Below are 21,988 nucleotides of genomic sequence, written 5' to 3'. Positions count from 1 at the left end.
TAAATCTAATAAAAGATGGAGATGGTTTGGTGGGATTAGATGTTTATAATCAACAAAATGCAGTAAGTAACGATCCATATGTTTTAATACTTAAGTTATATGAGGGATTACTAAGATATCTTTCATTTGCTGAAGAAGCTATGGAAAATGGTGATGTTGAAGAAAAATTTATTTATATAAACAAATCGATTGCAATTTTTGATGAACTAAGAAATATTTTAGATTTTGATGGTGGTGACATTGCACACTATCTTGATGGTTTATATCTATATCAAATAGAAACACTTTTTACTGCTGGTATTAATGATAATGTAAATTTAATACATCAAGTTAAAAAAGTATCGCAAGGTTTAATTGAAGCATGGAAAGACGAAACAGGTCTTTAGAGGCATTAAAGAGATTAATTTATGTTGATTCTTTAGATGATGAACAAAGAGGTGAGGGATTAAAATCTTGGGCTTCAACTTATTTAGATACTACAGACGTAACTAACTTTGACTTAACACACGAAGAACTTTTAAAATTACGAGAACTACTTTTTAAAAATGCAAATTTTTTATTTACTTACAGAGAACACATTTTAGAAGAGTTAAAATCAATATCTCAAATGAAAAAATTTTTACAGAAATAAATCTTTTAATTCTACTTCTAATTCAAATAAATATGCTCTAATATTTTTTGGAATTTTTTTTATTCTACAAGATTCTTTAAATTTTTTATCCATCGTTTGGTTTGATTTTGGTGAAATAAAGATGTAATCTTCTGTAATTGCTATATTTATTTTATGGGAAATAGTTATCTCTTTTTGTTTTATAATTTCATCACGTTGAGCTTTTGATAATAATATACCCCTTTTTTTTAAAGATTTATCTATTATTTTAATATTTAAATTATCATCTTTTTGATTTGTATAAATTTCCAATAACTCTTTTTGATAAAAAGGTTTTAGCTCAAGATTTAGTGAATTAATATCATTTTCTAAGTATTTAAAACTATTTTTGATTCCGTTTTTATAATTTTTAATTAATTCATTTGAGAAATTTTGTCTAAAAAAATTTCTTTTTATTTTTTCATCACTATTTGAACTATCAATAAAATATTTTATTTTATTTAGTTCCAAATATTCTTTGAGTTCGTTCTTTGATATTTCAAGTAATGGTCTATGGATTATATATTTATTTTTAATTGTTTCTTTTTCTAATCCAATTAGTTCAACTAAACCAGCTCCTTTTGTTAGTTGCATTAAAAACCATTCCAATTTATCATTTAATTGATGAGCTGTAATTAGTGTTTGGTAATTATTAGATTCTATAATTTCTTCAAAAAAATTATATCTTATATCTCTAGCTTGTTTCTCAAAATTTGAAGTATTAGTTAGTGTTACATCTTTTACAAAGCACTTTTTATTGTATTTAAAAGCCAACTCTTTTGCATATGCTACTTCATCTTTTGATTGAGTCCTTACATTATAATCAACAATAGCAATATCAAAGGGAATATTTTTTTCTAAAAGTAAGAAAAATAATGCAGTTGAATCAATACCCGCAGAAAACGCTAAAAGGTTTTTTGCTGTATTGATATTAAAATTAGTCATTAAAGTTCTTTAATGGCCGTTGCAAGTAGTTTATCACCTACTAATTCAGTGATTTTAACTTGATAAATTTTTCCAACACTTAATTGTTCTGATGTTTCATTATCATTGATATAAATTTCTCCATCAATTTCAGGAGCCCAGATGGTTTTTCTAGCACTTAGTAAATATTCATGCTCATCACTTTCCCCATCAATATAAACATTTACTACCTTACCAATCTCTTTTTTCAATGATTCTAGTGTTTTTCTTTGGATTATTTCACCCAATATATCAGCTCTACTATCTATAATTTTTTGGTTTATTTTGTTTGTATTTTCATAAGCAGCAGTTCCATCTTCATCTGAATAAGAGAATACATTTGCTCTATCAAACCCATACTCTTCAACATATGAACAAAGTTCATTAAAATCTTCTTCAGTCTCACCTGGATGACCAACAATAAAAGTAGTTCTAACAAATGAATTAGGAGTTGCTCTCATAGTTTGCATTAGCTCTTTTAATTTTTCAACACCTTTTCCTCTTTTCATAATTTTAAGCATGTTAGAGCTTATGTGTTGTAGTGGTATATCAAAGTAGTTTTCAAATACTTTTGAATTTTCTATTTTTTTGATAAGAGATAGAGTTGTAGTTGATGGATAAAGATATAAAATTCTTGCACTTTTAATTCCATCAATTTTTTCAACTTCATTAATTAATTGTTCTAACCCATCATTTATATTTAAATCTCTTAAAAATGATGAACTATCTTGTGATACAAAAGAGAAATCATGAAAACCTTGTGATACTAAGTTTTTAACCTCTTTTACAAGTGATTCAAGAGTTCTTGAATGAAGTTTACCTTTAAAAGAAGGAATAGCACAAAATGAACAAACTTGATTACACCCTTCAGACAGCTTTATATAAGCGTGATAATTAGAACCTGTAATTACTCTATCATTAGTCTCATTTAATAAAAAAACTTCTTTTGTAAAAGCACTTCTTTTTTCATTTACTAAAGAATCAATTTTATCATAGTCACCAACACCTGTAAAGATATCAATTTCAGGTAACTCTTTTTGTAGTTGTTCTTTGTATCTTTCACTTAAGCAACCAGCCATAACTAAAACAGAATCTTTTTTTCTAAGATCATGTAGATTTAAAATTGTATTAATACTCTCTTCTTTTGCACTATCAATAAATCCACATGTATTTACGATAATCACATCAGAATTTTCCACATCATCAGATATTTTATAATCTCTTAATTTTCCAAGCATGATTTCTGAATCTACTAAGTTTTTTGTACAACCAAGACTAACTAAATGTAATGATTTTTCAGGATTTTTTGTTGAAAATTTCATATATAACCTATTAATTTTTTTGGAATTTTAGCATAATAGTTTGAATTAATCAAAAATTGATAAAAATCTTCAAAATAAATATAAATAAATATTATAATAAAATATAAAATATTTGACAAAAATATTTTTAAATTATACAATTACAAATAAGAAAAACTTATTTTATAAGGAATATTAATGAACAAATTTGACAAGATAAAACTTTTTTGTAGAAAATTCAGAATAGCTATTGGTGTTATTTTAATATTAGTTGGATATTTTACTGGAATTGTTTGGTTTTATTTAGGTATTTTACCTTTATTAGCAGGAGTAATTAATTTTTGTCCTTTATGTATAATTAGTAAAAAGTGTACGATATAGACTTTTAAAAGTCTATATCCACATATTATCAATAAGTCTTGTATTTCCTAATTTACAAGCAATTAATATAATTGTATTTTTTACCTCTATTGTTTGAATCTCTTCAAAATTTTTATTTACTATTGCAATATATTCAATATCTAAATTAGACATTATTTCTTGCATTTTATTTTTTATGGTGGTGCTATCTCTTTCACCTTTTGTAACTGATATAATTGTCATATTTAAAGATTTTGAAATGGCTAGTGCCTCTTTTCTTTGTTCTTGTGTTAAATAAACATTTCTTGAACTCAATGCAAGTCCATCGGCTTCTCTTATAATTTCACATTCAACAATATTTATAGGCAAAAATAGATTTTTAACCATTTGAGATATAAGAGAAAGTTGCTGAGCATCTTTTTTACCAAAGTACGCATTTGTAGGTTGGACTAAATTGAAAAGTTTTAAAACAACTTGTAATACTCCATCAAAATGACCTGGTCTTTTTTCACCTTCTAAGATAAAACCACTTATTTTAGGAGCTTTTACCAATACTTCATCATCACCTTGATACATTGAACTAATCTCTGGCATAAAAAGATAATCAACTTTACATAATTCACAGATTTTTTTATCTGCAGCATCTCTTTTTGGATATTTATCAAAATCTTCATGTGCTAAAAATTGAGTTGGATTGACAAAAATTGAAACAACAACTATATCATTATTTGCTCTTGCATTTTTGATTAAAGAAATATGTCCATCATGTAAAGCACCCATAGTAGGAACAAATCCTATTGATCCATTTAGCTTTTTTCTTATGGCTTGTAACTCTTCTATTGTGTTAATTATTTTCAATAAATCTCCTTAAAATTAGTTCCTAGCATAAAAGAAACTTTGTCTTTTATGACTTCTTTTTATTTTGTATCAAAATTTGGATTGAGTTTTAGTAAAACTAAATCAGCTAATATATTTCCAAGTAGGGTTAAAAATGCACCGATGATTAGTATTCCCATAATTACAGGATAATCATGTGCTAATGCACTTTTGAAAAACAGTAATCCCATCCCATCTATAGAAAATATTGATTCTAGGATAACAGAACCACCAATAATACCAGGAAGTGATAATCCAAGTATAGTAATTACAGGCGGATAAAGATTTGGTAAAATATAATATCTTAAGATTTGATTTTTATCTAAGCCTCTAGCTTTTGCAAAAAAGATATAATCACTTTTTAGTATTTCAATTGTAAGTGATCTTATATATAAAGTTAAACTACCTATTCCACCAAAAACAATAATAGAAATAGGTAAAACTAAGTGCCAAGCAAAATCTATATAATAAGTTAAACTTCCGTCCTCTTTTACACTATGTAATCCAGCTATTGGTAAAATTTCAAAATTCATTGCAAAAATTAATACCCCAATAAGTGCCAAGTAAAATGAAGGCATAGAAAAACTAAGAAGAGATAATTGACCTGTAAATCTATCAAAAAATGAAGATTTGTTAAGGGCAGATTTGATTCCTAAATAAAGTGAAATAATAAAAATAAGAACCATTGAAATTATATTTATAGTAAGGGTTATAGGAATTCTGTCTAAAATTTCAGTTTTAACCATTTCTCCTGAACTAAAAGAGATGCCAAAATCAAGTTGAACAATAGCATAAATCCATGAAAAAAATTGTACATAAAGGGGCTTGTCTAAACCATATATAGCTTTTAGATGTTCTATTGATTCTTCTGTAATATTAGGGTTTAAATCCCCACTTGCAAAAAAAGAGTTAGGTGCAAGATGAATTGCTAAAAATGAAATTATACTTATAATAAGTAGCATAATGATAAGATATAGTAGTTTATTTAATAAAATTTTCATGGGTGTATTATACATCTACATAGGTTAAAAATGATTGGTATTGATGTTGTAAGTATAAATAGAATTGAAAAAATGTATGAAAAATTTGGCGTAAAAGCCTATGAAAAATATTTAAATGAAGATGAAATAAAATTAATAAAAAAAGTTGAAACAGCAGCTGGTTTTTGGGCTGCAAAGGAAGCTGCAAGTAAATCTTTGGGTTGTGGTATTGGAGAAGAGTGTGGTTTTCATGATATTATTCTTTCCAAATCTTCCAAAAATGCACCTCTTATAACGTTTTCAAAAGTGGTTTTGGAAAAATTTAAAATAAAAAAAGCCCATGTATCAATAACCCATGATAATGGCTTTGCTATAGCCGTAGTAGCTTTAGAAAAGTAAAAATTACTTTTTTTGAAGATACCTTTCAAGTATTATTTTAGCAGAAAGGGAATCAACTCTACCATCTCTTTTGTATTTAATATCACCTTTCATTAATTCTTCTGCTTCAATTGAGCTCATATTTTCTTCTTGAAAAATGATTTCTCCCTCAAATTTTAGAAGAGTAATAAAATGTTTTACTCTTTTTTGCATATCTTCACTAGAACTTGGAAATCCCACAATTAGTTTCTCTATTTCCCACTCTTTTAAAAAGCTATCAACGTCACTTGAAGCTTGATTCCTATTCTTTCTTAAGATGGCTGTTTGTGGTGTAACCAAAGAGTTTGTAAGGCTTAAAGCCACACCAATTCTTTTTAATCCTATATCAATAGATGCTAATTTCAATCACTATCCTTATATTTACTTTGAAACCATAAAGTAATCATTTTAGTATAATTTTGGTAATATATATCTTTTTTAAAAATATATACAATGATATATGAGTAGGATAAACGATGAAATTAGCTGTATTTGATTTTGATTCAACTTTAATGGATGGAGAGACTATTGATTTTTTAGCGAAACCTTTAGGTCTTGAAGAAAAAGTTGCAAAAATCACAGAAGAAGCGATGGCTGGTAGATTGGACTTTTTTGAATCACTTATTGAAAGGGTGGCTTTATTAAAAGGGTTGGAAAACTCTTTGGCAGTGGAAATATGTAAAAATCTACCACTTATGCCAGGGGCGGAAGAGACAGTTGCAAAACTAAAAGAAAAGGGATACAAAGTTGTATGTTTTTCAGGTGGTTTTAGAATAGGAACAACACCTGCAAAAGAGAAACTTGGACTTGATGCTGATTTTTCAAATATTTTACACCATAAAAATGGAATATTAACAGGACTTGTTGGTGGAGATATGATGTTTGGATTTTCTAAAGGTGATATGATACAAAGGGTTCAAGCTATGCTTGGAGTTTCAAAGGAAAATACACTTGTAGCAGGTGATGGAGCAAATGATGTTTCAATGTTTCCATATGCAGAAAAAAAAGTTGCTTTTTGTGCAAAAGAGATTTTGAAAAAAGAAGCAAATATTATTGTTGAGAAAAAAGATTTAACACAAATTTTAGAGTATCTTTAAAAAGTAGATAAAAAAGGACAAAAGTTATGAGTTTAAAAGAGGATATAAATTTTTCATTATGGTGTGATTTTATTGAAAGAGATTTTTTAGAAAGACAATTTCAAGACTTGATTAACGATGAGGTTATTCAAGGTGCCACATCAAACCCAGCTATTTTTGCTTCATCTATTTCAAACTCAGTTGCATATAAACAACAACTTGAAATTTTACAAGCAAATATTGCTAAAACAATTTATGAAGAGTTAGCAATGACTGACATAAAAAGAGCAGCAGAAATATTAGAGCCTATGTACAAAAATGACAATGATGATGGATTTATTTCATTAGAAGTTGATCCAACACTTTGTGATGATGCACAAGGTACTATTGAAGAGGGAATTAGACTTTATAAATCAATCGGTCATGATAATGTAATGATAAAAGTTCCTGCTACTGATGCAGGATATGAAGCAATGGAAGAATTAACAACACAAGGTATAAATGTAAATGCAACTTTAATTTTTTCACCAGAGCAAGCAATTAATTGTGCAAAAGCTTTAAATGCAGGTATGGAAAAATCAATTACTGAGTGTAAAGCTGTTATTTCTATTTTTGTATCAAGATTCGATAGATTATGTGATAATAGATTTGGAGCAAAAGGAATTGAAAAATCAAAATTAGGAATTATAAACGCTGTAAAGTGTTATCATGAAATAAATAAATTTGATAATAAAAATATTAGAGCTCTTTTTGCAAGTACTGGTGTAAAAGGTGATGAACTAGAATCTACATATTATGTGGATAATTTACTTTACCCAAATAGTGTAAATACTGCACCACTTGCTACTATTGAGGATTATATTTTAAATGGTAGTACAGAACCTAGTAAAATAATTAGTGAAATAGAGTGTGATGAATTTTTCAAAATGCTTGCAAAACATGATATTGATATAAATGAGATTTATGATACTTTATTAAGTGAAGGTTTAGAAGCATTTAAAGTATCATTCGAAGAGCTTTTAACTAAATTAAAAGCATAAAATAATTTAAAAATTGAAAAGGTATAGTATGAATAATTGGACCCCAAGTTCTTGGAGAAATTTTCCTATAAAGCAACAACCAATATATAATGATATGGAAAAACTTGCAAAAGTTGAAAAAGAATTAGCTACATATCCTCCTCTGATTTTTGCAGGTGAAGCTAGAAACTTAAAAAGTAAATTAGCAGATGTAGTTGCTGGAAAAGCATTTTTACTTCAAGGTGGAGATTGTGCAGAATCATTTGATGCGTTTAATGCAAATAATATAAGAGATTTATTCAAAGTAATGATGCAAATGGCTGTTGTTTTAACTTTTTCAGGTGGTTGCCCAGTTGTTAAAGTAGGAAGAATCGCAGGACAATTTGCAAAACCAAGAAGTGATGATTTTGAAAATGTTAATGGAATCTCTTTGCCTTCTTATAGGGGAGATATTGTAAACTCTGTTAAATTTGATGAAAAATCAAGATTACCAAAACCTAAAAAACTTTTAAAAGCATATAATCAAAGTGCTGCAACACTAAATCTTTTAAGAGCATTTTCAAGAGGTGGGATGGCAGACTTACAACAAGTTCACGCATGGAATTTGGATTTTATTAAAGATCACACTTTAGGTGTAAAATATGATGAATTGGCAAATAAAATTTCTGAAACTTTAGCTTTTATGAGAGCTTGTGGAATTACTTCAGAAAATACAGACCAACTAAGTCATACTACACTTTATACTTCCCATGAAGCACTTTTATTAAATTATGAAGAAGCACTTACTAGAAAAGATTCTTTAACTGGTGATTGGTATAACTGTTCTGCTCATATGTTATGGATAGGAGATAGAACAAGAGAACTTGATGGTGCACATTTAGAGTACTTTAAAGGTATCAAAAATCCAATAGGATGTAAAGTTGGACCTTCTATGAAAGAAGATGAATTAATTAAATTAATTGATGCTTTAAATCCTGAAAATGAAGCAGGAAGATTAAATCTTATTGTTAGAATGGGTGCTGAAAAAATAGGTGAAATTTATCCAAATTTATTAAAAAGAGTAAAAGCTGAAGGTAAAAATGTATTATGGTCAAGTGATCCAATGCACGGAAATACAATAAAAACTGATAATGGATATAAAACTAGAGATTTTGAATCTATTTTAAAAGAAGTTAAACAATTTTTCCAAATCCACAATGCTGAAGGTACGGTTGCTGGTGGAATTCATCTTGAAATGACAGGACAAAATGTAACTGAGTGTACAGGAAGTACAAGTTCTGCTATTACTCAAGAGGGACTGGCAAGTAGATACCATACACAGTGTGACCCAAGATTAAATGCTGACCAAGCATTGGAACTATCATTTATGATTGCTGATACTTTAAAAGAGGCAAGAAAATAATATAACTATTAGAGAAAGGCTTTAGCTTTTCTCTTTTCCCCAAAATTAATCTGTAAAGATAACTAAGGAAAATATATGTATAAAGAGATTATAAAAAGAACTTTAGATTTACTCTTTGAGAAAAAATATATTTTGATGAAAGCTTTACTTATCCCTTTTCTTATATTATGTGTTATAGAGTACTTTTCTACCCAAGAAGTTGAACAAAGTATAGGTAAGTATAATTTTTTTATTTTGATGGCTTTATCGTTTTTTGTGACAATTATTATATCTATTAATGTACATAGAATTTTACTTTTAAAAGAAGAAGATACTCCTACTTGGGGAATATATCAATTTGGACAAAGGGAAATTAGTTTTATTATCAAAGGAATTGGCTTAGCCTTACTTATTGGACTTACAGTTTTTATATTATATTTTATTTCTATGTTTTTAGGCAAACTTGTTCAAAGTTTTTTAGGTAGTAGTATTTCATCGTATTATACTATAGCTGTTTTTATAGGTATTACTGTATTTTTAGGGATGATTTTTTCAAGAATATCCTTGATTTTCCCTGCTATTTCTATAGATAAGCCTATGGATTTTGGTGATGCTTTTGAATTGACTAAAAACTACAAATTATTGGTATTTGTTACAGTTTTAGTTATCCCTATATTTTTTGCACTTGTTGTTGGTTTTGTTTATGGTTTAGTTATTAAATTTCTTATGGCTTTAATTTCAGAAGATTTAAGTATTTTATACTCATTATTAAATATCTTTATCACGGTGTTTACTATTGGGTTTTTATCTGTTACTTATGAGTATATTATTAGTAAAAAAGCAATTGTAGAGATTGAAGATAAGTTAAATGAAATAGAATTTATTCAAGATCATAACAACTTTAAAATGATTGTTGATGATAGATATGATATCTCTTTTGAGCAAATCAAAGAGGATTTGATAAACCAATATTCTGTTTTAGGATTTGATGAGGTAGTTGTTGATAAAGAAACTTCTTGGATGTTAAAAAATAAAGAAAATAATGAAGCTTATATTTTAGTTACCCATGTTAATAACGAATTTAAGGTAGAGACTTTTAATGTAAAAGAGAAGCCTATTTTGAGTTTAAATTAATTATAAAAAGATTTATAAAAAAGTCTTTTTATAAATCTCTTCATCAAAGGCTACAACAACTTTATCATCGAATTCTATTACAGGTCTTTTGAAAAGCATTGGCTCTTTACATAGCCACTTGAATTTACCATTTTCATCTAAATTTAACTCTTTAAGTTGAAGGTTTTTATATTTTGTACCCTTAGAATTAAAAAGTATATTTATGTCAGATTTTTTAACCCAAGATTCTACTCTTTGTTTTGATGGTGTATCTTTTTTAAAGTCAAAAAAATCAACTTCTATATTATTTTCTTTAAAAAATTTTAAAGCTTTTTGTACACTTCCGCAAGTTTTGATTCCAAAAACAGTTATCATAAAAATACCTTACTCTATAATTTTTGGTACTATAAAGTAGCCATCTTCACTTTTAGGAGCATTTGAAAGTATATGTTTTGACATCTCTAAATCTTGTGAAGCTACATCTTCTCTAAGTGGAGTTCCACCTTCAACCGTTGTAAATGTAGCATCAATATGACTTACATCAATTTCATTTAAATTTTCAACGAAATTGATAATATCACCCAACTCTTTTTTTAAAGATTCTCTTTTGCTTTCATCAATTTCTAAGCTAGAAAGTTTTGCTAATTTATCAATTGTATTATCATCAATAGTCATTTTTTTTCCTTTAAAAGGTGCCTTTTTCAAGCTACCTAAAATATTTGTCTATTTTTAATTTTTGGATTATATCTAAAAACTATTTTGTCTGGGGTTAAGCCAATTAAATCTCAACACCTCTTTTTTTATAAAACTCTTTTTTAAATTCAACCCAATTATCAGCTAATATTGCCTCTCTAGCTTCTCTCATAAGTGTCAAGTAGTAGTGGATATTATGGAGTGTTGCAAGTCTATAGTATGTTATTTCCCCAGCTCTAAAAAGGTGGTTTAGGTATGCTTTTGTAAAGTTTTTACAAGTATAACATTCACAAGCTGGGTCAATTGGCTCTGCATCTTCTTTAAATTGAGCATTTTTAATTGCTATTTTTCCATATGTTGTAAAAAGTGAACCATTTCTTGCATTTCTAGTAGGCATTACACAATCAAACATATCAACGCCACGTTCAATATTTTCTATTAAATCTTCAGGAGTTCCTACCCCCATAAGATATCTTGGTTTATCTTCAGGCATAAAATCTGTTGTCCACTCAACAGTTTCATACATATCAGCATTTGGCTCACCAACACTTAATCCACCAATAGCAAAACCATCAAAATCAGTTAATGCGCAAAGTTGTGTAGCACTTAGTTTTCTAAACTCTTTGTCTGTTCCACCTTGGATAATTGCAAAGATATTTTGATTTACTCCAATACCTTTTTCTTGTTGTGATTTATGGTAAGTTATAGCTTCTTTTGCCCAGTCAGTTGTTCTTTCGATTGATTTCTTAATTCTCTCTTTTGTATTAGGAAGTGCTACTAAATCATCTAATATCATCATAATATCTGAACCCAATTCATATTGAGTATCAAGTACACTTTGGGGAGTAAAGTAGTGTTTACTTCCATCAATATGTGATTTAAACATGATTCCATTTTCATCAGGTTTTGAATTGTCTCCTAGTGAAAAAGCTTGAAAACCACCAGAGTCAGTTAAAAAAGAGTTTGGAAATTTTGAAAACCCATGAAGTCCACCAAATTTTTTAACTATTTTACTTCCTGGTCTTAAATATAAGTGATAAGTATTTCCTAATATAATTTTTGCACCAAGGCTAAGCATATCATTGGCATCTAGTGCTTTAACTGTAGCTTGTGTTCCTACTGGCATAAATACAGGTGTTTGAATTGTACTATGAGCTGTTTTGATTGTACAAGCTCTTGTTTTGTGAAAAGATTTTCCATCTATGTTAAATTGCATTAATTAAATTCCTTAGTAAAAACGGGATTATATCATTTATTTAATTTTACTTAATTAAGTTGTGTAAAGAATAGGCTATAAATAGCATCAAAATACCAATAAAAATATCAAGTATTTTCCAGGTAATTGGTTTTTTAAATAGTGGAATTAAAACCCTTGCTCCAAATCCTAAAGTGAAAAACCAAGAAGTTGAAGCCAAAACTGTACCAAGTAAAAAATATGGCTTTAAACCATCTTCAATATTTGCTCCAATACCACCTATTAATAATACTGTATCCAAGTAAGTATGTGGATTTAATAAGGTAAAAACTAAAAGCAATGAAATCACTTCTTTAAGTGGATTAGTTTTTACATTATCATCTATTTTTAAAGAGTTGTTTGTTAATGCTGATTTAAAACAGCTAAAAGCATAAAAAGATAAAAAAAGCATACCAAATATGGCAATGCTATTTATAAGTAATTGATTTCCTTGAATAAAAAATCCAAGACCATAAACACCTAAACTAATTAAAAAAATATCAAAAAATATACAAATAAGTACGGCTTTTAAAACATGTTGTTTTAAAAGACCAAGTTTTAAAATATAAGCGTTTTGAGCACCTATGGCAACTATTAAAGAAATAGCTACCATATAGCCCTTAACTAAAATAGAAAAGGGCAATTATATACCACCTTTATTTTTTAGGTTATTCTCAAGTCTATGCCCTAGGTATGTAAGTAAAGAAGTAATTGCTAGATAAACTAAAGCTATTACAATCCATGTTTCAAAGGGAGAGAAGGTATTTGCAACTATCTCTTTACCAACTTTTGTTAAATCAGTAATTGAAATAACTGAAACCAATGATGAGTCTTTTACTAAAGAAATCATTTCACCTATTAAAGTGGGCAAAGCTCTTTTAAATGCTTGAGGTAAAATAATATATCTCATAGCTTGGTATCTTGAAATACCTAAAGATGAAGCCGCTTCCATTTGACCTTTATCAATTGATTGAATGGCACCTCTTAAAATTTCTCCCATATATGCACCAAAAAATATACCCAATGATAAAATACCTGCAATAATTCTTTCCAATTCAAAAATATTTGCAACTATAAAATAAAATAAGAAGATTTGTACAAGTAAGGGTGTTCCTCTTATAATAGTTGTGTAAACAGAGGCAATATCTCTTAAAAATTGAAAAGATGAGATTTTCATAAATGCAATTAAAACACCTACAAAAAGTGTAAGTATTGCTGCAAAAAAAGATATTTTTAGTGTTACCCAAAGACCATTTAAAATTGGCCCAGTTTTTGTGAACTCTTTAGAGGCAATATTATCACCTTCATAAACATCTTCACCAACACTATAATCAAACTTATATGTATTATCTATAGAAAGTGTTTTTCTTTCATCTTTACCAATTACAAGATATTTTCCATTTTCTTCTACTAATTTTCCATCAATAGGAGCTGAAACATTAATAGTTTCTGTATATGCAAAATACTTTGGTACTGAGTTCCATTTCCATACATAATTCATATTTGTTGCGGCAATATAAAAAGCAAAAATTATTACAGTATAAAAAGCTAGGGCAATTAGATGCCCTAGATTTTTATTTTTAAAAAGAGATTGATTCTTCTTATATGACATTATTGTACTCTTTCAAGCCAACTTGTATCTTTAAGCCATTTGTCGTATAAATCATCGTAAAAGTTTTCTACTTTATCTTCTTTTATTTGTCTTAAGAAATTATTTAACCAGTTAAGAAAATCTGGATCACCTTTTCTAATAGCCCAACCTAATGGCTCATAAGTTAATGGAGTATCTAAGTGAATAAGTTTACCTTTTCCTTTGTCTGCCATAAATAGTACATTGTATGGTTGGTCATAAACAAATGCAGAAGCTTTTCCACTAAGAACTTCACTTGCAGCATCAGCTTCTGTATCAAATGTAAGAATTTTTGCTTTTTTATAGAATTTTCTAACAGCAATTTCAGCTGATGTACCTAATTTTGTAACAATTGTATATTCAGCTTTATCTAATTCTTTTGCAGTTTTGATTTTATTTTTTAGTGCTTTATCCATAAGAACAGTTTGCCCCACAACGATATATGGATCTGCAAAATTTACTTTTAAATTTCTTTGTTGAGTAACTGTCATTCCAGAAATAATAATATCAAATTTTTCTGTTACTAAACCTGCAATTATTCCATCCCAAGCTGTTGGAACTAATTTTAATTTTACACCCATTTCTTTAGCCATTTTTTTTGCTAAATCCACATCATAACCTATGATTCTACCTTTTTTATCTTTCATTTCAAAAGGCATATAACCTGGTTCTAAACCTACTATTAACTCACCTCTTTCAAGAATTTTATTTAAAGTTGACTTTTTCCACAGATTAATATCATCTGCAAACACTGTTGTTGAAATAAGCATTAAAAATGCTAAAACTAATTTTTTCATTGTGATTTTTCCTTTTTTTTAAGTTAATGTACTAAAATTTCATTTAGAAATTGTTTCGCTCTTTGAGACTTTGGATTGTTGAAAAACTCTTCTGGAGTGCTTTCTTCAACAATCACACCATGATCCATAAATACAATTCTATCACCCACTTCTTTGGCAAATCCCATTTCATGAGTTACACAAACAAGTGTATAGTTTTCTTTTGCTAGCTCTTTCATTACGCTTAGAACATCACCAATTGTTTCAGGATCAAGTGCAGAAGTTGGTTCATCAAAAAGTATTATTTTAGGTTTCATAGCAAGTGAACGAGCAATTGCCACTCTTTGTTTTTGTCCACCAGATAAATCAGCAGGATATGAATTGATTTTATCAGCTAATTTTACTTTTTCTAAAAGTTGTTTTGCTATTTTTTTTGCTTCATCATTTGGAGTTTTTTTTACAAGTTTTTGTGCGATAGTTATATTTTCTAGTATTGTTAAGTGAGGGAAAAGGTTAAAGTGTTGGAAAACCATTCCAACTTCACTTCGGATTTCTTTTAGATTGTTTTTATTTGAATGGATATCTAAATTATCTACTAAAATTGAACCATCATCTATATCTTCGAGTCCATTAATACACCTAATTAAGGTTGACTTACCAGAACCAGAAGGACCACAAATAACTACTATTTCACCTTTTTCTACTTGAAAATCAATATTTTTTAAAACATGAAAGTCATCATAATATTTATTTATTTTTTTTATGTCAATTATTAAATTTTTTTTCACAGAGTATCTTTGCTATATAATTTTTATGAAATTATAGTATATAATAGTTTATATATTATTTATGTTATTTTTGTATAAATTATATACAAATCCAAATTATTTTCATATTTTTTATGGAATATAATGCTGTGGTATAATAAAACTTTTTATTTAAGGAAGTAATTGAAAAAGGTAAAGATAAAAGAATTTAAAGCAGATTTATTCTTATTGAGTGTGGCTATAGCTTGGGGTGTTACTTTTTTAATGGTACAAGATGCGGTAAAAAATGTACCTGTATATTCATTTTTATTTTATAGGTTTTTGATAGCTACAGTTTTGATGCTTGTAATATCAAAAAATAGATTTAGTAATATAAATATGAAAAATGTTTCTTATGGAATTTTTTTAGGTTCTATACTATTTTTTGCTTTTGCTAGTCAAACCTTTGGATTAACTCACACTCAAAGTTCAATAGTGGCTTTTATTACAGGATTTAATGTTATTTTTGTTCCTTTTTTAGCCTATATTTTATTTAAAGATGTAGTAAGAAAAAATGTATTAATAGCTTCATTTGTAGCACTTTTTGGACTTTATTTATTAACTATGAGTGGTACTTTAAATTTTAAAATTGGTGAATTTTTATCCTTGATTTGTGCATTTTTATTTGCCTTGCATATTGTATTTACTGGAAAATTTTCCACAAAAGAGGATGTTTTTTTGATTGTAAGTTTTCAGTTTTTGACAGTAACTATTCTTTCTTTACTTTTTTCTTTATATTTAGAGGATATAACTTTTAATGTAAACTTTGATTTGATATTTTTAAAAGCTGTTTTAGTTACTTCAATATTTGCAACGGTATATGCTTTTTTAATACAAACTTATTCTCAACAATTTACAACTCCTACTAAAACAGCAATTATTTTTACAATGGAGCCTTTAAGTGCTTCATTTTATGGAGTATTTGTAGGAAATGAGATATTAACTTCTGTTCAAATTATAGGAGCTGTTTTGATTATAATTGCTACACTTATGAGTGAAATTAAATTAAAAAAAAGTACTAAAACACACTATCAGAAAGAAATAGATATAATATCTTAATGAAAAAGATATTAATTATATTAGATGGTATTGTTGCAAAGAAATTGCTTCAAAGAATTATTGAAACAAATACCGGTGATAACTCATATGATGTTATTTATATGAATGAGGCTATTCTTACTGATAAAAGACCTTCAAATTTTACATTTTTTAAGTTTGATCCAACATCAAAATCAAAATTAGCAATGGTTTTGGACAAAGATATTCATGCACAAGCACTTATTGCCCTTAATTCAAAGGATGAAATGCTTAGTGTTATAAAAAATATAAAAGAAGAAAAACCTAAAATGCAAATGAGTATTTTAGATTATTGGGGAATAGACCTTTCTGACCAGTATATAAATATATACAAAGGGATTGATGTTCTTGCAAATGGTATGGTTGAAAGACTTCCAAATATACCTGTTGTTGCTCAAAATATAGGTTTAAAACAGGGTGAAATAATGGAGATAAGAATTCCATTTGGTAGCTCATATGCCTATAGATACATAGGTTCAATAGAGCAAAGAGAATGGAAAATTTTTGGGCTTTATAGAAAACAACAGTTGATAAAAATCAAGCCATCTCTTATTTTAAAACCAAATGATGTAATTTTAGTAATTGGAAAACCTGAAGTTTTAATGCAAGTTTATAATGCAATAGGTAAGACTCAAGGTCAATTTCCTATGCCATTTGGACATAACTTATATCTTTATTTAGATCTTTATCTTCAATCAACAGAAACAGTTAAAAAGTGTGTTGTAGAAGTAAAATATTTAAATCAATTAATAAAAAACCAAAAATTAATCATAAGAATTACACGACCAACTACTGTGGCACTGATGCAATTTATAAAATATGAGTTGGGAGATGAAGATAATTTAGTTATTGAAATAGATTATGGAAACTTGGGCTTTGATACTTTGTTAAAAAAAGATTTAAAAGTATTTGATATTGGTTTGATGATGATTTCCTATGAACTATTTAAAAATAAAGAGGGAATATCAAAACTTGTTGATTTAAGAATTCCTATTTTAAAATCAGGTTTAGGTGATATTAAAACTATTAAAAATAGTTTGATTTTATTAAATGATACAAAATCATATGAACAAATTTCACCAATAGTTTTTGATGTTTCAAGTCAGTTAAAACTAAAAACTAAAATATTTGATATGGAGCCAAGTGGTCAAAGAAATAAGTCGTATATTTTAGATCACTTTGAGAATTTAGCAAAAATTTTTGGACAAAAAGTTGAGATTGTTTCAGGGGAAAGAAACCCAATTCGAGAGTTGAAAAATCAAGAAAATATATTACAAATATTACCACTAAAAAAAGATATGTTTGTAAAAAGAAAGTTAAGTAGCTTTTTTTATACAAATTCTGATTTATTGTCTTTTGATATAAAAGAGAACAATCAACTTTTAATCCCCGTAGTAGAAAATTAAAAAAAAGGTAAGAGATGGTATTTGAAAAATATCCTTTTGAAAAATTAAATGAATTATTAAGTGGAATTGAGCCAAATAGCTCATATGAACCAAGTGCATTAACAATAGGTGAACCTCAATTTGAAACACCAGAGTTTATTCAAAATAGTTTAGCTGATAGTACAAAATATTTAAGAAATTATCCAAAAACAGCAGGTGAAAGTTTTTTGACTGATGCAATGATAGAGTTTGTAAGCAAGAGATTTAATGTTACTTTAAATGAGAGTCAAATTATTCCTTGTTTTGGGACAAGAGAAGTTTTATTTAATTTCCCACAATTTTATTTGTTTGATAAACAAGATCCAACAATTGCATTTACTAACCCTTTTTACCAAATATATGAAGGTGCAGCAATTGCAAGTCGAGCAAAAGTTATTCATATAAATTTAACTAAAGAAAATGATTACAAAGCTATTTTAGATGATGAAACACTAAAAAAATGTGATTTAGTAGTACTGAACTATCCAAATAACCCAACATCAGCAAATATGAGCAAAGAAGATTTGGCTTTATGGGTTAAAAAGGCTTTAGAGTTTGATTTTCTTTTAATCAATGATGAGTGTTATTCTGAAATATACTTTGATGAAAAAAACAAACCATGTTCACTTTTAGAAGCTAGTATATTTGCTGGAAATAGTGAATTTAAAAATGTATTGGTTTTAAATTCAATCTCAAAAAGAAGTAGTGCTCCAGGATTAAGAAGTGGATTTATTGCTGGTGATGCAGAGATTTTGAAAGATTATATGAAGTATAGAACATATGTAGGATGCGCTGCTCCTATTCCTTTACAATATGCAGCGGCAACAGCTTGGAGTAATCAAGAACATGTTCAAGTATTTAGAGATACTTATAAAAAGAATTTTGAGTTAGCACATGATATTTTAGGTATTCCTATGCCACAGGCTACTTTTTATATTTGGTTAAAAGTTGGTGATGAATTAGAATTTACAAAAAATTTATATAAAGAAAAAAATATAAAAGTGCTACCTGGGTCTTTTTTAGGAAGAGAAGGTATTGGAAAAGGGTATGTGAGAATTGCCTTAGTAGAAAATGCACAAAAAACAAAAGAGGTATTAAATAGATTGAAGGACTTTATGAATGACTAACGAAGAGCTAAATGAAGCTAGAACAAATCCAGATTTTTTAAATTATTTGGAAAAAACAAAAGATGATGCAATAAAAAGTAAAAATATCTCAGCTCTTTATGAAGTTTTGGACTCTTTTTTAATTTTAGATTTAGACCAAGAAAAGATAAATATTGTTTATGAAAATATTTTAAAAATCTCTTTTGAAAATGTAGAAAATATTGTAAATAGTGGTAAAAAAATAGTTTTAGAAAATGATGAATTATATTACACAAGATCATTTTATGAGCATGCCATAGAAAAATGGAGTTACAACGACCTAAAAGGTGCAAAAGAGCTGTTTTTTGTTCTTGCAAATATAATTGATGATGAAACCTTAACAGAGGCATTAAATGTTCATTTAATAGCTTGTTCAAAAGAGTTTGATTTAGATAGATTTTATGAAGAAAAAGTTAATACAAATAGTGTTCCAATTCATGAAAAATATGGCTATTTTATTACATCTTTTAATTTTGAAATAAAAGAGTTTTTAGAAAAAAATAGTGAGATTTTAAAAACTGAATATTCAAATTTAAAATATTTATTGGATTAATATGAAAGTTCATTTTATAGGAATTGGAGGCATTGGCCTTTCAGCATTGGCAAGATTTTTAAAATATAGTGGTCATGAAGTTAGTGGTTCAGATATGAAAGAAACACCAATAACAAATGAACTTAAAAAGGAGGGAATAGTTGTATATTCTCCCCAAAGTGCTTCGAATATAAAAGATCCAGATATCGTTATTTATTCAGCAGCTGTAACAGATGAAAATCCAGAATTAATAGAATCAAGAATAAGACAAATAAGAACTATATCTAGAAAAGAAGCTTTACCTACAATTTTGGGAGATAGAAAAAACTATTGTGTTGCAGGTGCCCATGGAAAATCAACTACTGCATCTATTTTGGCATCTATTTTAGATTGTACTGCAATTATTGGAGCTATTTCAAAAGATTTTGGTTCAAACTTTAGATATAAAAATGGAATAGTAGCTTTTGAAGCAGATGAAAGTGATGCAAGTTTTATTTTATCAAATCCATATTGTTCAATTGTAACAAATGCAGAACCAGAGCATATGGAGTATTATAATTACGATTATGAGAAGTTTTTTGATACTTATAAAAAATTTATAAACTTAGGTAAAAAAAGAGTTATAAATGCAGAAGATGAGTATATAAAAAAACTAGAAATAGAAGATGCTACAAAACTTTATCCAAGTATTGATATAAAAAACATCTCTTATATTTTAAAAGATGATGAGCCATATACAAAATTTGAATTAAAAGATTTTGGATATTTTGAGGTTTGGGGATTTGGCTATCATATTGCAATAAATACATCTTTGGCAGTTTTAGCAGCACTTAATGAACTTAGTGTTGAACAAATTAGAACAAATCTTAAAAACTATAAGGGTATCAAAAAAAGATTTGATATCTTGCAAAAGTGCGAAAAATTTGTGCTTGTTGATGATTATGCTCACCATCCAACAGAAATTGAAGCAACTATAAAATCTGTTGAGTTGTATGATAATTTGAAAAATCTTAAAAAAAGAGTATTAATTTGGCAACCGCATAAATATAGTAGAACCTATGATAATCTTGAAGGTTTTAAAAGATGTTTTAAAGGTTGTGATGAATTAGTTATATTACCACTATGGACAATACCTGGTGAGCATAAGCTAGATATAAATTTTGAAGAAGAGTTTAAACAATACAACCCAATTTTTGCTGATAAAGTACTTGCAAAAAATTGTGCAATTGATATTATAAAAGATAATAAAGTAATAAAAACATATAATGAAGGTATAGTTGTTGGTGTTGGTGCTGGAGATATTACCTATCAGTTAAGGGATATAGTCAATTAAATATGAGGTAGAGTATGAAAATTTTAGTAAATAGTTTTATTAAAAAAGAATCATCTTCTGGACTTATTCTTATTTTTGTAACTATATTTGCTCTTGCATTAAGAAATTCACCTCTATCTGAGTATTATTATGATTTTTTACATATTGCAATTCACTTTTCAGTAAATGATTTTGTGATATCAAAACCACTGTATCTATGGATAAATGATGGTTTTATGGCATTCTTTTTTTTAGTTATTGGACTTGAAATAAAAAGAGAATTATTAGCTGGACATTTATCCTCTTGGTCAAAGATTTCGCTGCCAGCTTTTGCAGCTTTAGGGGGTATGCTTTTTCCAGCTTTAATATACTTATTAATAAACCAAAATGACCCTCAAGCTTCAAATGGATGGGCTATTCCAACTGCTACAGATATCGCTTTCTCCCTTGGAATTTTATCTTTATTAGGTAAAAGAGTTCCACTTTCTTTGAAGATTTTTTTAATGGCACTTGCAATAATTGATGATATAGGAGCAATAGTCATTATTGCATTATTTTATACTTCAAACTTATCTATTGAAGTTTTATATGCTTCAGTTTTTATAATTTTTATTTTATTTATAATGAATAGATTGAGAATATCAATAATATCTTTATATATGATAGTTGGAATTATTTTATGGATAACAGTTTTAAAATCAGGCGTTCATGCAACTTTGGCTGGGATTGTTTTAGCCTTTGCTATTCCACTTAATACAAAAACAGAAAATAAAGTTATATCTCCTGCTCGTCATTTAAAACATAATTTACACTATTGGGTGGCTTTTTTTATTTTACCTTTATTTGCTTTTGCAAATGCAGGTGTGGATTTACGAGATATTGATTTTAGTAAAATGACACAAGGTGTACCTTTAGGCATTATGTTAGGACTTTTTTTTGGAAAGCAATTAGGTGTTTTTATTTTTAGTTTTTTAGCAGTTAAATTAAATCTTGCAAAATTACCAAAATGTACTACTTGGCTTCAAATTTATGGAATATCAGTATTAACAGGTATTGGGTTTACAATGAGTTTATTTATAGATTCTTTAGCTTTTGAAGATGATACTACATATTTTTATACTGATAGATTGGCTATTTTAATTGGTTCAATTTTTTCAGGGATTCTTGGATATTTGATTTTGAGATTTGCAAAATCAAAAAAAGCATGCACTATTTAAAATTAAA

The 21,988-nt window shown here is 27.7% G+C and carries 26 protein-coding genes; 14 read left to right on the top strand and 12 right to left on the bottom strand.

The genetic code is table 11. From position 1 onward, the window contains the following. Window positions 1-29: 29 nt before the first annotated feature. Both fliS and ACQY5W_RS07130 read left to right on the top strand, forming a co-directional pair. Window positions 30-386: a flagellar export chaperone FliS gene (gene fliS / locus ACQY5W_RS07135; RefSeq protein WP_428024300.1), complete on the top strand. Its 357-nt coding sequence runs from the start codon at window positions 30-32 to the stop codon at window positions 384-386. Continuing rightward, entirely contained in the window at window positions 362-631 is a 270-nt protein-coding gene (locus ACQY5W_RS07130) for a hypothetical protein (RefSeq protein ID WP_428024268.1), read from the top strand. Before fliS ends, ACQY5W_RS07130 begins: the two co-directional genes overlap by 25 nt. Here the strand turns inward: ACQY5W_RS07130 and tilS are convergent. After that, window positions 620-1,594, bottom strand: coding sequence for a tRNA lysidine(34) synthetase TilS (tilS, locus tag ACQY5W_RS07125; protein WP_428024267.1), 975 nt, complete (start codon window positions 1,592-1,594; stop codon window positions 620-622). The two genes, ACQY5W_RS07130 and tilS, sit on opposite strands and share 12 nt — an antisense overlap. Further along, window positions 1,594-2,934 carry a 30S ribosomal protein S12 methylthiotransferase RimO gene (rimO, locus tag ACQY5W_RS07120; RefSeq protein WP_428024266.1) on the bottom strand — a complete coding sequence of 447 codons (1,341 nt, stop codon included), beginning with the start codon at window positions 2,932-2,934 and terminating at the stop codon, window positions 1,594-1,596. Before rimO ends, tilS begins: the two co-directional genes overlap by 1 nt. Before the next feature lie 177 nt (window positions 2,935-3,111). Between rimO and ACQY5W_RS07115 the strand changes: the two genes are divergently transcribed. Continuing rightward, window positions 3,112-3,294, top strand: a complete 183-nt coding sequence (locus ACQY5W_RS07115; RefSeq protein ID WP_428024265.1) for a YgaP family membrane protein — start codon at window positions 3,112-3,114, stop codon at window positions 3,292-3,294. 12 nt (window positions 3,295-3,306) lie between these two features. Here the strand turns inward: ACQY5W_RS07115 and panC are convergent, their stop codons facing one another. Beyond that, on the bottom strand, window positions 3,307-4,131 hold the full coding sequence (gene panC / locus ACQY5W_RS07110; RefSeq protein ID WP_428024264.1) for a pantoate--beta-alanine ligase: 825 nt from the start codon (window positions 4,129-4,131) through the stop codon (window positions 3,307-3,309). A 59-nt stretch (window positions 4,132-4,190) separates the two neighbouring features. Next, window positions 4,191-5,150: an ABC transporter permease gene (locus ACQY5W_RS07105; protein ID WP_428024263.1), complete on the bottom strand. Its 960-nt coding sequence runs from the start codon at window positions 5,148-5,150 to the stop codon at window positions 4,191-4,193. A gap of 30 nt (window positions 5,151-5,180) precedes the next feature. On the opposite strand from ACQY5W_RS07105, the gene acpS reads away from it, so the two are divergent. Continuing rightward, entirely contained in the window at window positions 5,181-5,528 is a 348-nt protein-coding gene (gene acpS, locus ACQY5W_RS07100; RefSeq protein WP_428024262.1) for a holo-ACP synthase, read from the top strand. A gap of 3 nt (window positions 5,529-5,531) precedes the next feature. Here acpS and ruvX read toward each other — a convergent pair whose 3' ends face one another. Beyond that, window positions 5,532-5,912 (bottom strand): Holliday junction resolvase RuvX, encoded by a 381-nt coding sequence (gene ruvX, locus ACQY5W_RS07095; protein ID WP_428024261.1) that lies wholly within the window; start codon window positions 5,910-5,912, stop codon window positions 5,532-5,534. Window positions 5,913-6,022: 110 nt separating this feature from the next. Here ruvX and serB point away from each other — a divergent pair, with 110 nt between their 5' ends. The 4 genes from serB (at window position 6,023) to ACQY5W_RS07075 (ending at window position 10,156) form a co-directional block, all read left to right on the top strand. Further along, window positions 6,023-6,643 carry a phosphoserine phosphatase SerB gene (serB, locus tag ACQY5W_RS07090; protein WP_428024260.1) on the top strand — a complete coding sequence of 207 codons (621 nt, stop codon included), beginning with the start codon at window positions 6,023-6,025 and terminating at the stop codon, window positions 6,641-6,643. 26 nt (window positions 6,644-6,669) lie between these two features. Beyond that, window positions 6,670-7,662, top strand: coding sequence for a transaldolase (locus ACQY5W_RS07085; RefSeq protein WP_428024259.1), 993 nt, complete (start codon window positions 6,670-6,672; stop codon window positions 7,660-7,662). Between the two features lie 28 nt (window positions 7,663-7,690). Beyond that, window positions 7,691-9,043: a class II 3-deoxy-7-phosphoheptulonate synthase gene (locus ACQY5W_RS07080; protein WP_428024258.1), complete on the top strand. Its 1,353-nt coding sequence runs from the start codon at window positions 7,691-7,693 to the stop codon at window positions 9,041-9,043. A gap of 75 nt (window positions 9,044-9,118) precedes the next feature. Further along, a complete protein-coding gene (locus ACQY5W_RS07075) occupies window positions 9,119-10,156 on the top strand; it encodes a hypothetical protein (RefSeq protein ID WP_428024257.1) in 1,038 nt (345 codons plus the stop codon). 12 nt (window positions 10,157-10,168) lie between these two features. Here the strand turns inward: ACQY5W_RS07075 and ACQY5W_RS07070 are convergent, their stop codons facing one another. The 7 genes from ACQY5W_RS07070 to ACQY5W_RS07040 form a co-directional block, all read right to left on the bottom strand. Next, the gene (locus ACQY5W_RS07070; protein ID WP_428024256.1) at window positions 10,169-10,510 is read right to left on the bottom strand and encodes an arsenate reductase family protein; all 342 of its coding nucleotides are present in this window, start codon (window positions 10,508-10,510) and stop codon (window positions 10,169-10,171) included. 9 nt (window positions 10,511-10,519) lie between these two features. Next, window positions 10,520-10,810 (bottom strand): Asp-tRNA(Asn)/Glu-tRNA(Gln) amidotransferase subunit GatC, encoded by a 291-nt coding sequence (gene gatC, locus ACQY5W_RS07065; protein ID WP_428024255.1) that lies wholly within the window; start codon window positions 10,808-10,810, stop codon window positions 10,520-10,522. A gap of 103 nt (window positions 10,811-10,913) precedes the next feature. After that, the gene (gene tgt / locus ACQY5W_RS07060) at window positions 10,914-12,044 is read right to left on the bottom strand and encodes a tRNA guanosine(34) transglycosylase Tgt (RefSeq protein ID WP_428024254.1); all 1,131 of its coding nucleotides are present in this window, start codon (window positions 12,042-12,044) and stop codon (window positions 10,914-10,916) included. A 46-nt stretch (window positions 12,045-12,090) separates the two neighbouring features. Further along, window positions 12,091-12,675: a LysE/ArgO family amino acid transporter gene (locus ACQY5W_RS07055; RefSeq protein WP_428024253.1), complete on the bottom strand. Its 585-nt coding sequence runs from the start codon at window positions 12,673-12,675 to the stop codon at window positions 12,091-12,093. A gap of 30 nt (window positions 12,676-12,705) precedes the next feature. Then, window positions 12,706-13,674, bottom strand: a complete 969-nt coding sequence (locus tag ACQY5W_RS07050; RefSeq protein ID WP_428024252.1) for an amino acid ABC transporter permease — start codon at window positions 13,672-13,674, stop codon at window positions 12,706-12,708. Further along, window positions 13,674-14,489, bottom strand: coding sequence for a transporter substrate-binding domain-containing protein (locus ACQY5W_RS07045; RefSeq protein WP_428024251.1), 816 nt, complete (start codon window positions 14,487-14,489; stop codon window positions 13,674-13,676). The genes ACQY5W_RS07050 and ACQY5W_RS07045 overlap by 1 nt, the downstream gene beginning before the upstream one ends. Window positions 14,490-14,512: 23 nt before the next feature. Then, the gene (locus tag ACQY5W_RS07040) at window positions 14,513-15,241 is read right to left on the bottom strand and encodes an amino acid ABC transporter ATP-binding protein (RefSeq protein WP_428024299.1); all 729 of its coding nucleotides are present in this window, start codon (window positions 15,239-15,241) and stop codon (window positions 14,513-14,515) included. A 177-nt stretch (window positions 15,242-15,418) separates the two neighbouring features. Here ACQY5W_RS07040 and ACQY5W_RS07035 point away from each other — a divergent pair, with 177 nt between their 5' ends. The 6 genes from ACQY5W_RS07035 to nhaA are packed head-to-tail and all read left to right on the top strand — an operon-like array spanning window position 15,419 to window position 21,981. Next, window positions 15,419-16,333, top strand: a complete 915-nt coding sequence (locus ACQY5W_RS07035; RefSeq protein WP_428024250.1) for a DMT family transporter — start codon at window positions 15,419-15,421, stop codon at window positions 16,331-16,333. After that, window positions 16,333-17,757, top strand: a complete 1,425-nt coding sequence (locus tag ACQY5W_RS07030) for a COG3400 family protein (RefSeq protein WP_428024249.1) — start codon at window positions 16,333-16,335, stop codon at window positions 17,755-17,757. The genes ACQY5W_RS07035 and ACQY5W_RS07030 overlap by 1 nt, the downstream gene beginning before the upstream one ends. Window positions 17,758-17,771: 14 nt before the next feature. Next, a complete protein-coding gene (locus tag ACQY5W_RS07025; RefSeq protein WP_428024248.1) occupies window positions 17,772-18,902 on the top strand; it encodes a succinyldiaminopimelate transaminase in 1,131 nt (376 codons plus the stop codon). Then, window positions 18,895-19,473, top strand: a complete 579-nt coding sequence (locus tag ACQY5W_RS07020) for a hypothetical protein (protein WP_428024247.1) — start codon at window positions 18,895-18,897, stop codon at window positions 19,471-19,473. The genes ACQY5W_RS07025 and ACQY5W_RS07020 overlap by 8 nt, the downstream gene beginning before the upstream one ends. Window position 19,474: 1 nt before the next feature. Then, on the top strand, window positions 19,475-20,785 hold the full coding sequence (murC, locus tag ACQY5W_RS07015; protein WP_428024246.1) for a UDP-N-acetylmuramate--L-alanine ligase: 1,311 nt from the start codon (window positions 19,475-19,477) through the stop codon (window positions 20,783-20,785). A 14-nt stretch (window positions 20,786-20,799) separates the two neighbouring features. Further along, window positions 20,800-21,981: a Na+/H+ antiporter NhaA gene (gene nhaA, locus ACQY5W_RS07010; protein ID WP_428024245.1), complete on the top strand. Its 1,182-nt coding sequence runs from the start codon at window positions 20,800-20,802 to the stop codon at window positions 21,979-21,981. Window positions 21,982-21,988 lie beyond the last annotated feature (7 nt).

Source organism: Arcobacter sp., from assembly GCF_050300555.1.
GTDB lineage: Bacteria > Campylobacterota > Campylobacteria > Campylobacterales > Arcobacteraceae > Arcobacter.
The sequence above is the reverse complement of the archived record's forward strand: the minus strand, read 5'-3'. Positions and strand labels throughout refer to the sequence as shown.